The following is an 11,503-nucleotide window of genomic DNA, read 5'->3' on the forward strand; positions in this document are numbered from 1 at the left end:
CTGTCACCGCGCGGCGAAACCGTCGGTGATATCCGCGGCGAGTCCGAGCAGGGCGCGCCGCGTACCCGACTGCAACCGGTCCAGGTCGATCTCCGCCCCTTCTTCGAGGTGGGGATCGAAAGGCAGGACGTGGACCGCGCGGCACCGCTGTTCGAAGTGTCGCACCACGAGGTCGAGGTCGACCTTGCCCGACCTCGGCCGCACCGCGTTGACGACGGCCACCGACCGCTCGACGAGTTCGCGATAGCCGTGCGCGTCGAGCCAGTCGAGCGTGGCCGACGCGCTGCGGGCGCCGTCCACCGAACCGGAACTGATGACGACCAGCGTGTCGGCGTTCTCGAGGATCGCGGTCATAGCGGAGTGCATGAGCCCGGTCCCGCAATCCGTGAGCACGACGCTGTAGAACCGCTCGAGAAGACCCAACGTCCGTTCGTAGTCGTCGGCGCTGAAGGCCTCCGAGACCGCCGGATCGGTGTCCGAGGCGAGCACCTCGAGACGATGCGTGTTCTGCGAGGTGTAGGCGCGCACGTCCGCATATGTCTCGAGCAGCGACTGATCGCGCAGCAGCGTGCGCACCGTGGCCGGCGTCTGTTCGGCCACCTTCTGACTCAACGTCCCGCGGTCCGGATTCGCATCGACCGCGACGATCCGATCGCCACGCAGCTCCGCGAAGGTCGAGCCGAGCGTGACCGTGGTGGTCGTCTTGCCCACCCCGCCCTTGAGACTCAGCAGGGCGATCCGATGGCAGCCGTGCAGCGGTGCACGCACCCGCTCGGCCGATTCCTCCTTGCGTTGCTGCCGGGAACTCTCCCCCACGTGCACGCGACCACCGGTCGCCCGGTAGACGACCCGCCGCCAGCCCTTCCGCGGCGGCGCGGCGACCGGACGTACAAGTAGCGACGAGTCCAGCGCCGTCGCGTCCAATGCGTGTCCGTCGAGCCCCGACGACCCGTTACCGGCCCCATTCACCGCGTTCTCCCCCCGTCGACTGTCACGGACGACGGCGCGACGATAGCAGCCTCAGTTGAGCCCGGCGTACGAGTGCAGGCCCGACACGACCATGTTGATGATGAACAGGTTGAACAGCACCGTGACGAAGCCGACGATGTTGATCCACGCTGCGCGGGTGTTCCGCCAGCCGGAGGTCGCACGCGCGTGCAGATAGGCGGCGTAGATGACCCACGAGATGAACGAGACCGTCTCCTTCGGGTCCCAGCCCCAGAAGCGTCCCCACGCCGCCTCGGCCCAGATTGCCCCGAGGATGATGCCGGCGCCGAACAGCGGGAAGCCGATGATCGTGGTGCGGTAGGCGAGCCGGTCGAGGGTCTGCGCGTCGGGCAGCCGCTCGGCGATCGCCGCGAACACACCGCTGCGCTCCTCGCCCTTCGGGAAGCGGATGCGCAGCAGGAACAGCACGCTCGCGACACCCGAGACGAGGAAGATGCCGCTGCCGACGCTGATGATCGTCACGTGGATCGGCAGCCAGAACGATCGGAGGGCCGGCACCACGGGAGCGGCGTCGGCATACAACACCGTCGCCGCGAGGAACATGAGGATCAATACGGGGACCACCAGGTACACCCACATGATCCGGTAGGCCGGCTTGCGGAGGACGATCAGCCCGAAGATCACCGCGGCGGTGCACGCCATCGAGACGAACTCGTACATGTTGCCGAGCGGGAACCGCTCGGTGGCCAGCCCACGCAGGACGATCGAGGCGAGCTGCAGGCCCGCGACCACGACGACGAGCGCGCGTCCCATGTTGCCGAGACGCTGCGACACGGTGCGCTTCGGCGTCTGGTCGATCCGTCCCGGCCCGGTCGCGCGCTCGGCGGGGGCCTGCTGCCTTCCGGCGGCCACGAGTTCGCGTTCCCGCTCCGCCACGACGTCGGCCCGGTGGGTCGCGTACTCGGCGATGAGCAGCAGCAGAGCCAGCACGAGCACCGCGAACGCCGATTCGAAGGCCCAGTCGCTGTACTGCGCGAGGGTGTCGTTCTCTGTCATCAGTTCTTCTTCTCCTGTGCCGCCGGGGCGGAGGGTGCATCGTCGCCGAGAAGGCGCTCGACCAGCCGGTCGAACTCGTCTCCCCATCCGGCCTGATCGGTTCGTGCGAGACCGCCGAGCTCTACTACGGTCCGTCGTTCGCCGTCGCTCACTGTACCGTCCGGGTACGCGCGTGCCCACACTCTGCGTCGTTTGACCAGCAGCGACACGAGCAGTCCGCCCATCATGAAGATCGCCGCGACCAGCACCCACTGCTGAGCCGGGTCGTGGGAGACCTGCAGGTTGACGAAGTCGGTGGCCTTGTCGAATCGCACCTCGGTGCCGTCGGCGAGCGTCACGCTCTCCCCCGGACGCAGGTTGACACGATCCTGCTTCACGAGGCGTCCCTGATTGATCAGTTCCTTGTTGAGCGAGAACAGCGACTGCGGGTTGCCGGTGTCGAGACCGGAGTCGCCCTTGTAGATGTCGATGGCGACAGCCGGGTCCGTCAGGGCGGGGAAGATCGATGTGAGCAGCGTGCCGTGGAAGGACGCCGTCGGCGCGAACAGTCCCTCGATCGCGATCTGGTTCTTCCGGCGCTCGTCGGCGTCGGGGTACATGCCACCGGGCGGGTCGAAGCGCATGGCGCCGCTGCTGAGGAAGGTCGTCGCGTCGTCGGGCGCCCACTGCATCGTTTCGGTGCGGGTCTCGCCGTTCGGCCAGGTGACCGTGAAGGTCGGGGCGTAACCGTGACCCTGTAGGTACACGCGGTCGCTGCCGACCCGCAGCGGATGGTTGACCTTCAATTGCGCGTCGCGCCAGGTGTTCGTGACGAGGTCGTCGCCGTACTGGTACTCGATGTCGGAGGTGAACATCTCGGCCTGGCCGTTGTCGAGATAGTCGGCGACGAAGGTGTTCACCCGCACGCACATGGGGTTCAGACCGGTGCCGTCGAGCGTGCTGCCGGCGCGGAACGAGTCGAAGGAGGCGGGCGAGGTGGTGCAGAACTCCTCGCCGTTCGCGACGAGGATGCGCTGCCCCTCGTAACCGAAGAGCTTGCCGGCGGCGACGGCGACGAGCAGCCCGACGAGGGAGATGTGGAAGACCAGGTTGCCGGCCTCGCGCAGATAACCCTTCTCGGCGGACAGGGTCACCTCGCCGTCACGCCCGCGGGCACCGCCCTCGCGGCGCACGACCTTCCAACCGCGCAGCTCTTTCTGGATCCGGTCGAGGGCGTCGGCGGGGGCCTCGGCCACCATCGTCTGTGTGTGGTGCGGCAGGCGCTGCAGGTTGCGCGGCGCGGCGACCGGCGGGGTGCGCAGGGCGTGGAAGTGCTCGACGCAGCGCGGCAGGATGCAGCCGACCAGCGAGACGAACAGCAGCACGTAGACGGCGGTGAACCAGAAGCTTCCGAAGACGTCGAACAGCTCGAAGCGGTCCATGATCGGTCCGAGCGTCGGCCGGGCCGCGATGTACTCGTCGACCTTCTGGGTGTTGAGGCTGCGCTGCGGCAGGAGTGCGCCCGGGATCGCGGCGAGCGCGAGCAGGAACAGCAGGACCAGCGCGGTCCGCATCGACGTCAGGCCGCGCCAGGTGTTCCGCACGAAGGCCGTGGCACGTCCGAACGCGGCCTGTCGCGGCGGAGGCGACGGCTGCGGTGCGGGGGTCGGGGTGTGTGTCGCGGTCATACGGGCAGAGTCACTTCCGAGATGAACGAGTCACGGACCCAGGACACGAACAGGTCCCACGCACCGGTGACGAGAGCGATGCCGACGGCCATGAGCATCAGGCCACCGACGATTTGCACGGTCCGCGCGTGGGTGCGCAGCCAGCCCACCCCGCGCAGCGCCCGCGCCGAACCGAGCGCGAGCACGACGAACGGCAACCCGAGGCCGAGGCAGTAGGCGACGATCAGCGTCACCCCGCGTGCCGCGGTGGTGCCCTCGGTGCCCGCCGCGAGCGAGATGACGCCGGCGAGAGTGGGACCGAGGCACGGGGTCCACCCGAGCGCGAACACCGCGCCGAGCAGCGGGGCTCCCGCAAGGTTCGAGATGCGCCGGGGCGCCGGACGCGTGTCGCGCTGCAAGACTGGGATGAGACCGATGAAGACCAGACCCATCACGATGGTGACGACACCACCGATCCGCATGAGCAGTTCGCGGTTGACGGCGAGCGCGGAGATCGCCCCGAACACCGAGGCCGTCGCGAGGACGAACACCACGGTGAATCCGAGGACGAACAGCCCGGCGGCACCGGCCACCCGGAGGCGGCCGTCGCTGCGGACGGTCGTGGTGCGGGCACCGGCCTGCTCGGCGGTGACGGCGGGGGCCTCGGCTCCCACCACTCCGGCGAGGTAGGACAGATAGCCGGGAACGAGCGGCACGACGCACGGCGATGCGAAGGAGACGAGACCGGCGAGCAGGCACGCGCCCATCGCCAGCAGCAGCGGACCCGACAGGGCCGCGTTCTGGAAGGTCTCCCCGACACCCGACGCAAGGATCACTGTTACTGCTCCGAATCCGGTTCCGCCGCGACCCGTTCGACGACCGGTTGCAGGTCCTCGGCGAGCAGTTCGGTCAGGTAGACCGCAGCCACGCGGTGCTCACGGTCGAGGACGACCGTCGTCGGCACGACCGAGGTCGGGTAGTTGCGGCCGAGGGCGAGCAGCGACCGCATCGGCGGGTCGTAGATCGACGGGTAGCCGATCCGCTGGTCGGTGACGAAGTCCTGGGCCTTGTCGCGCTGATTGTCGCGGACGTTGATGCCGAGGAACTGCACCCCGAGATCTTTGGTGGCCTCGTAGACCTCCTCGAGATCGTCGGCTTCGCTGCGGCACGGCGCGCACCACTGGCCCCACACGTTGAGCACGACGACCTGGCCCTCGTAGTCGTCGAGGGAGATGGTCTCGCCCTCGTTCATGAGGTCCTCGCCGGTGAGCTCACCGAGGGTGCCCCGGTCGGCCGGGGGGTCGTAGAAGATGCGGGTCTGCCCGCCGGGCGAGACGAAGTCGAACGTTCCCCCGGTGGCGACGGCGTCGTCCCCGGTGGCGCAGGAGGTGAGAAGGACGGCACCGCAGATCGCGGCGACCGTCGCCCGGAACACCTTTCTCATGCGCCGTGGACGTTCGGGTCGGAGGCGCCGGCCGGCTCGGAGTAGACCAGGTCGACGAGGGTGTCACCCTCGTAGACCAGGGAGGTCAGCGAGGCGAGGCTGCACTGGCGGCGACGCGGGTCGTGCCACAGTCGCTCGCCCTCGAGGAAGCGGCGCAGCGTCCACACCGGGAGTTGGTGGCTCACGCACACCGCTTCCCGCCCCACCGCGGCCACGCGGGCCGCGTGGACGGCGGCGAGCATGCGGTGGGCGATCTGCAGGTAGGGCTCGCCCCAGGAAGGGGTGAACGGATCGCGCAGCTTCCACCAGTGGCGCGGGCGGCTGAGCGCACCGTCGCCGACCGAGACCTTCAAGCCCTCGAAGTCGTTGGCCGCCTCGATGAGGTTCTCGTCGGTGCGGATCTGCAGTCCGTGCTTCTCCGCGATCGGGGCGGCGGTCTGCTGGGCCCGTTCGAGCGGGGACGCGACCACGTGTGCGATGTCGTGGTCGGCGAGCGACGCCGCGACCGCACGTGCCTGGGCCTCACCGGTCACCGACAGCTTGAAGCCGGACAGGCGGCCGTAGAGGATTCCGGAGGGGTTGTGGACCTCTCCGTGGCGGAGCACGTGCACGATCGTGCGGGTCTCGGACGGGGCGGCGTCGGTCACGTCGATGTTCCTCGAGGGGTGTGGGAGGGGCGGATCGGGCTGGGCAGGCAGGAGAGCGGTGCTACGGCGCGGTCGCCGCCGCGGCCGCGCGCGCGGCGTGCGGCAGCGCGTCGGCGACCCGCGAGAACGCGTCGTCGTCGAGCGCGGACGAGACGAACCACGTCTCGAAGGCACTCGGGGGTGCATAGACGCCGCGCTCGAGCAGCGCGTGGAAGAAGGCCGGGAAGCGCCAGGTCTGCGCGGCCTTGGCCTGCTCGTAGTTCGTCACCGGCTCATCGGTGAAGAAGACGCTCAGCAGCGTGCCGGCATTCTGGACGCGGTGCGGCACCCCTTCGGCGGCGAGTGCCTCCCCCAGCAGACGCCCGAGGGTCTCGGAGTTGCGGTCCAGGTTGGCGTATACCTCGGCGTCGGCGGCACGCAGGCTCGCGAGGCCGGCGGCCACGGCGACGGGATTACCGGACAGGGTGCCGGCCTGGTAGACCGGTCCGCTCGGGGCGAGATGGGCCATGACGTCGGCGCGGCCACCGAAGGCCGCGGCGGGCAGACCTCCGCTCATGACCTTGCCGAAGGTCATCAGGTCGCCGGAGACACCGTCCATGCCGTGCCAGCCGGTCGGGCTCGCGCGGAAGCCGGTCATCACCTCGTCCATGATCAGCAGCGCGCCGTGCTCACGGGTGAGCTCGCGCAGGCCCTCGTTGAAGCCGGACACCGGCGGGACGGTGCCCATGTTGCCGGCGGCGGCCTCGGTGATGACCGCGGCGATCTCACCGGGATTCGCCTCGAAGGCGGCGCGCACGGCGGCGAGGTCGTTGTAGGGGACGACGATGGTGTCGCCCGCCTGGGCGCCCGTGACGCCGGGCGAGGTGGGCAGACCGAAGGTGGCGAGGCCGGAACCGGCGTCGGCGAGCAGCGCGTCGACGTGACCGTGATAACAACCCGCGAACTTCACGATCTTCGACCGTCCGGTGAATCCGCGCGCGAGACGGACGGCGCTCATCGTCGCCTCGGTGCCGGAGTTGACGAGCCGGACCTGCTCGACGGGTGCGATGCGGGCGACGATCTCCTCGGCGAGTTCGACCTCACCCTCGGTGGGGGCACCGAACGACAGACCCGCCGGCGCGGTGGATCGGACGGCCTCGACGACCGCCGGATGCGCGTGCCCGAGAATCATCGGGCCCCAAGAACACACCAGGTCGACGTAGGTTTTTCCGTCGACGTCGGTGAGCAGCGGACCCGATCCCGATGCGAAGAAAGGAGGATTGCCGCCGACCGATCCGAACGCGCGGACCGGAGAGTTGACGCCCCCCGGTGTCACCTTCGATGCCCGGTGGAAGAGTGCGGCGGATCGAGTGTCGTGGGTGGACGAAGCATCGGGGGTCGCAGTCACGACTTCCAGTGTCCGTAGTTTCGCGGGATTTGCCAAAAACAGTGGTCCTCAAACCTCATGTGTTTTTTCTCCCTTACCAGGAAAAAGGGACACCGTGAGTGACTTGTCGCACCTATCGTCTGAGGCATGCCGACGACAGCCGAACACCTGCGCATCGCACTCGACGGTGCGTGGCACGAAGCACGCGAACGCGCACGCAAGGATCTCGCGCACGAGAAGTTCGCACCGCACTACACCCCCGAGACCGACAAGGCGCGCGCCATCACGCTCGAGCAGATGCGCATCCTCGCCGAACACGGCTATGCCGCGGCGGGCTTCTCCGTCGAGTCCGGCGGCACGGGCGACGCGGGCGGCGCGGTCGCATCCATCGAGATGCTCGCGATGTCCGACCTGTCGCTGATGGTCAAGGCGGGCGTGCAGTGGGGCCTGTTCGGCGGTGCCATCGAGAACCTCGGCACCGAGCGGCACCACGAGAAGTACGTCAAGCAGCTCATCGACCTCGACGTGCTCGGCTGCTTCGCGATGACCGAGACGGGCCACGGCAGCGACGTGCAGTCGCTCGAGACCACGGCGACCTATGATCCCGACACCCAGGAGTTCGTGATCCACTCCCCCACCCCGTCGTCCCGCAAGGACTACATCGGTGGCGCGGCGCAACACGCCCGGTTCGCGGCCGTCTTCGCGCAGCTCGTCACGCAGGGTGAGACGCACGGTGTGCACTGTTTCGTCGTCCCGATCCGCGACGAGGACGGCAACGACCTGCCGGGTGTGACGACCTCCGACTGCGGTTACAAGGGCGGCCTGCCGGGTGTCGACAACGGCCGCATCGTCTTCGACCAGGTGCGCATCCCCCGGGAGAACCTGCTCAACAAGTACGCGGACGTCGAACCGGACGGCACCTACGCCTCCGACATCGACAACCCGAGCCGACGGTTCTTCACGATGCTCGGCACGCTGGTCCGCGGGCGCATCACCGTCGGCGGCTCGGCGGGTGCGGCGGCGCGGGTCGCGCTGAGCATCGCCACCCGCTACGCCGAGAAGCGTCGCCAGTTCGACGCCCCCGGGCGCGACGGCGAGGTGCCGATCATGGACTATCTCGTCCACCAGCGGCGCCTGCTCCCGCTGATCGCCCGCTCGTACGCGCTCGGCTTCGCCCAGAACGAGCTGCTCACGACGATGCACCGGCTGCAGTCGACGTCGTTGCAGGAACTCGACGCGCAGGAACAGCGCGAACTCGAGGGTCGCGCGGCCGGCCTCAAGGCCGCCAACACCTGGCACGCGTCGCGGGCGATACAGGAGTGCCGCGAGGCGTGCGGTGGTGCCGGCTACATGGCCGAGAACCGGCTGACGGCGCTGCGCGCGGACGTGGACGTGTTCACGACCTTCGAGGGCGACAACCACGTCCTGACCCAGCTGGTCGCGAAGGAACTGCTCACGGCCTACGCCGACGAGGTGCAGGGCATGAGCCCGGTGGAGTGGATGCGCTTCGCCGCGACCACCATCTCCGACATCGTCAAGAAGCGCACCGCGGCGCAGCAGATCATCCAGACGATCGTCGACACCCGCCAGGACAACGAGGAGGACGGCAGCCTCTTCGACCGCGGCACCCAGGTGACGATGTTCGAGGACCGTGAGCAGTACCTGCTGTCCACTGCGGCCCGGCGCCTGCAGGCCGCGATGAAGCGTGAGGACAACCCGTTCGACGCCTTCAACTTCGTGCAGGACCACGTTCTGCACGCCGCCCGCGCGCACATCGACCGAGTCGTGCTCGAGGCGTTCGTCGCCGCGATCGAGGACTGCAAGGACGAGACCGCCCGCGACCTGCTGTCGGAGCTGTGCGATCTCTACGCGCTGACGATCATCGACGAGGACAAGGCGTGGTTCATGGAGCACCGCCTGCTGTCGGTCGAACGCGCCAAGGCCGTCACACGCGGGATCAACGAGCGGTGCCGCAGCCTGCGTCCGCACGCGTTGACGCTCGTGGACGGGCTGGGTGTGCCCGACTACCTGCTCGGCTCGGCCATGCTCGACCGTGAGGGAGCGGTCGTCCCACCTCAGGACGTCGCAGTCTGACCGGGTTCGCCGACGAGCTCGCCGAGCCGTGCTCGCAGCTCGTCGGCGTCCTTCGCCCACGCCCGCACGAACGTTCCTCCGATGAGCCGCAGTCCGACAGGCTTGCGGCCGCGCGGCACATCCGCCAGTTCGCCGAGGCTCCGGGCGGTCTCCCAGCGTTCCGGATCGCGCCGGTCGTCCGGTGGCGGCGGCAGCACCGCCTCGATCTCGGCGACCGGCAGTTCCTCGGTGCCCTGCCGCAGGACCGTGGAGGTGAGCTCGACGCTGACGTGCCGACGAGCAGCCACGACCATCACGTAGGAAAAGCCGGCGAGCACGATCGCGATGATCGGCAGCGCGACCCAGTGCACGACGGGGCCGGTGAACAGTTCGACGACGAGGGCCACGACGCAGACCAGCGGGCCGATGGCGACCGTGCGCCAGCGCGCTCCGGGTTCGTGGAACAGCGGCCCGGCCGGGTCGGTGCCCATCGGATCAGGGGTTGCCGGATCAGGGGTCGCCGGATCGGGGGCCGTCGGGTCGGTCAAGCGGCGAACGCGCCGGGGATCACCAGCAGCACGGTGGTCACCAGTCCGAGGAGGGCGATGAGAGCGATCAACACCAATTCGCGACGGCGCCCATAGGGCCGCGGTTCCACCTGCATGACGTCCTTTTCGCTCGACGGAAAGGGCCGTGCGGCCCACATGGTGAGCCCACCGTACTCTTCGGTCGCGCCGGACGAAACCGAGTGGTACGTCTATTCTTCCGGCAGTCGCAGGAAGAAGCGGTTGGCATCCCGCCGGTGCATCAGCACGATCGCTCCGACGGTCGCGACGGCTTGCAGAATGCCCACCACACCGAGTATCCAGCCCGCGCCGCCCTCCCCGACGCCCACACCGAAGACGGTGGGCAGGGTCGACAGCGACATGAACACCCCGAGCAGGGTCAGCAGCATCCGGGCCCAGTTCTTGGCCTTCAACAGCTGCCTGACTACCAGATACAGCAGTCCGACGATCACCAGGCCGATGCCGGCGGTCAGCGCGACCAGCAGCGGGACCGCCGACTCGAGCTGCTCCGTGGTGACGCCCTCGATGGCCTGCTCGGCGGCCATCGTGGTCATGAGGTCGAGCAGTTCCTCGCGTCGACTCAGCAGATCGGCGAGACTTGCCGCCAAACTCACGACGGCGAGAGCGAGTACCCCGCACCACAATTGGTGGGCCGTCGTGACGTCTCCGGGAACGGGACGATTCGCCGCGGGGCCGGGCCCGACAGGAGGTGCGGGGAAGCTCATGACAGGCGACCCGCGACCTCGGCGGCCCAGTAGGTGAGGACGACGTCCGCACCGGCCCGCCGGATGCCGACCAGCGATTCGAGGATCGCCGCATCGCGATCGATCCAGCCCTTCTGCGCGGCCGCGGTGATCATCGAGTACTCCCCCGAGATCTGGTAGGCGGCCACCGGGACGGGCGAGCGGTCGGCGACCTCGCGCAGCACGTCGAGATACGACATCGCCGGCTTGACCATCACCATGTCGGCGCCCTCGGCGAGGTCGAGGTCCACCTCGTGCAGCGACTCGCGACGGTTCGCCGGATCCTGCTGGTAGGTGCGGCGATCTCCCTCGAGGGACGAGCCGACGGCGTCGCGGAAGGGACCGTAGAACGCCGAGGCGTATTTCGCGGAGTAGGCGAGCTGACCGACCTCGGTGTGCCCGGCCTCGTCCAACGCGGACCGGATGAAACCGATCTGGCCGTCCATCATGCCGCTCGGGCCGAGCAGGTGCGCCCCGGCCTCGGCCTGCGCGACGGCCATCTCGGCGTAACGCTCGAGGGTCGCGTCGTTGTCGACGACGCCGGTGTCGGTGAGCACACCGCAGTGGCCGTGATCGGTGAACTCGTCGAGGCAGGTGTCGGCCATGATCACCGTGGAGTCGCCGAGTTCGCTGCGCAGCGACCGCAGCGCGCGGTTGAGCACACCGCCGGGATCGCTCGCCGCGGAACCACGGGCGTCCTTGTCCTCGGGGCTGGGCACACCGAAGAGCATCAGGCCGCCGACACCGGCGGACACGGCCGCGGCCGCGGCCTTGCGCAGCGAATCGGCGGTGTGCTGGTACACCCCGGGCATCGACGCGATCTCGCGCGGCTCGTCGAGGCCGTCGGCCACGAACATCGGGAGCACGAGGTGGCGGGGTTCGAGGGAGGTTTCTGCCACGAGCCGTCGGATGGCGGGTGTGCTGCGCAGCCGGCGGGGACGGATGTCGGGAAACATGGGGAGAACACCTTCCATACGGGTCGTGCGCGGCCCCGGTAGTGGCGACTACCGGGAC

11 protein-coding genes are annotated in these 11,503 nt (G+C 69.0%); 1 reads left to right on the top strand and 10 read right to left on the bottom strand.

The features are described 5' to 3' along the window. Positions 1-3 precede the first annotated feature (3 nt). The 7 genes from A5767_RS07050 to hemL form a co-directional block, all read right to left on the bottom strand. A complete protein-coding gene (locus A5767_RS07050; protein ID WP_039585392.1) occupies positions 4-969 on the bottom strand; it encodes a MinD/ParA family ATP-binding protein in 966 nt (321 codons plus the stop codon). Between the two features lie 51 nt (positions 970-1,020). Next, entirely contained in the window at positions 1,021-2,004 is a 984-nt protein-coding gene (gene ccsB, locus A5767_RS07055; protein WP_006552326.1) for a c-type cytochrome biogenesis protein CcsB, read from the bottom strand. After that, positions 2,004-3,671, bottom strand: a complete 1,668-nt coding sequence (resB, locus tag A5767_RS07060; protein ID WP_019291208.1) for a cytochrome c biogenesis protein ResB — start codon at positions 3,669-3,671, stop codon at positions 2,004-2,006. Before resB ends, ccsB begins: the two co-directional genes overlap by 1 nt. Next, a complete protein-coding gene (locus tag A5767_RS07065; protein ID WP_006552329.1) occupies positions 3,668-4,486 on the bottom strand; it encodes a cytochrome c biogenesis CcdA family protein in 819 nt (272 codons plus the stop codon). The genes resB and A5767_RS07065 overlap by 4 nt, the downstream gene beginning before the upstream one ends. A 2-nt stretch (positions 4,487-4,488) precedes the next feature. Then, a complete protein-coding gene (locus tag A5767_RS07070) occupies positions 4,489-5,094 on the bottom strand; it encodes a TlpA disulfide reductase family protein (protein WP_006552330.1) in 606 nt (201 codons plus the stop codon). Then, a complete protein-coding gene (locus tag A5767_RS07075; RefSeq protein ID WP_006552331.1) occupies positions 5,091-5,741 on the bottom strand; it encodes a histidine phosphatase family protein in 651 nt (216 codons plus the stop codon). The genes A5767_RS07070 and A5767_RS07075 overlap by 4 nt, the downstream gene beginning before the upstream one ends. A gap of 61 nt (positions 5,742-5,802) precedes the next feature. Next, entirely contained in the window at positions 5,803-7,128 is a 1,326-nt protein-coding gene (gene hemL / locus A5767_RS07080) for a glutamate-1-semialdehyde 2,1-aminomutase (RefSeq protein ID WP_039585394.1), read from the bottom strand. Between the two features lie 126 nt (positions 7,129-7,254). On the opposite strand from hemL, the gene A5767_RS07085 reads away from it, so the two are divergent. Next, the gene (locus A5767_RS07085) at positions 7,255-9,201 is read left to right on the top strand and encodes an acyl-CoA dehydrogenase family protein (RefSeq protein ID WP_019291205.1); all 1,947 of its coding nucleotides are present in this window, start codon (positions 7,255-7,257) and stop codon (positions 9,199-9,201) included. Here A5767_RS07085 and A5767_RS07090 read toward each other — a convergent pair. From A5767_RS07090 to hemB, 3 genes are all read right to left on the bottom strand, one after another. Next, complete coding sequence (locus A5767_RS07090; protein WP_006552334.1) at positions 9,183-9,671, bottom strand: hypothetical protein; 489 nt, start codon at positions 9,669-9,671, stop codon at positions 9,183-9,185. The two genes, A5767_RS07085 and A5767_RS07090, sit on opposite strands and share 19 nt — an antisense overlap. A gap of 266 nt (positions 9,672-9,937) precedes the next feature. After that, positions 9,938-10,360, bottom strand: coding sequence for a hypothetical protein (locus tag A5767_RS07095; RefSeq protein ID WP_228044622.1), 423 nt, complete (start codon positions 10,358-10,360; stop codon positions 9,938-9,940). Between the two features lie 107 nt (positions 10,361-10,467). Beyond that, on the bottom strand, positions 10,468-11,445 hold the full coding sequence (hemB, locus tag A5767_RS07100; RefSeq protein WP_006552336.1) for a porphobilinogen synthase: 978 nt from the start codon (positions 11,443-11,445) through the stop codon (positions 10,468-10,470). Between the last annotated feature and the right edge of the window lie 58 nt (positions 11,446-11,503).

It is taken from the genome of Rhodococcus sp. 852002-51564_SCH6189132-a (genome assembly GCF_001665495.1).
GTDB lineage: Bacteria > Actinomycetota > Actinomycetes > Mycobacteriales > Mycobacteriaceae > Rhodococcus > Rhodococcus pyridinivorans.

Coding starts and splice junctions, on each gene's coding strand:
- A5767_RS07090 (WP_006552334.1), bottom strand. CDS start 9,671: ATGGGCACCGACCCGGCCGGGCCGCTGTTCCACGAACCCGGAGCGCGC.
- resB (WP_019291208.1), bottom strand. CDS start 3,671: ATGACCGCGACACACACCCCGACCCCCGCACCGCAGCCGTCGCCTCCG.
- hemB (WP_006552336.1), bottom strand. CDS start 11,445: ATGTTTCCCGACATCCGTCCCCGCCGGCTGCGCAGCACACCCGCCATC.
- A5767_RS07085 (WP_019291205.1), top strand. CDS start 7,255: ATGCCGACGACAGCCGAACACCTGCGCATCGCACTCGACGGTGCGTGG.
- ccsB (WP_006552326.1), bottom strand. CDS start 2,004: ATGACAGAGAACGACACCCTCGCGCAGTACAGCGACTGGGCCTTCGAA.
- A5767_RS07070 (WP_006552330.1), bottom strand. CDS start 5,094: ATGAGAAAGGTGTTCCGGGCGACGGTCGCCGCGATCTGCGGTGCCGTC.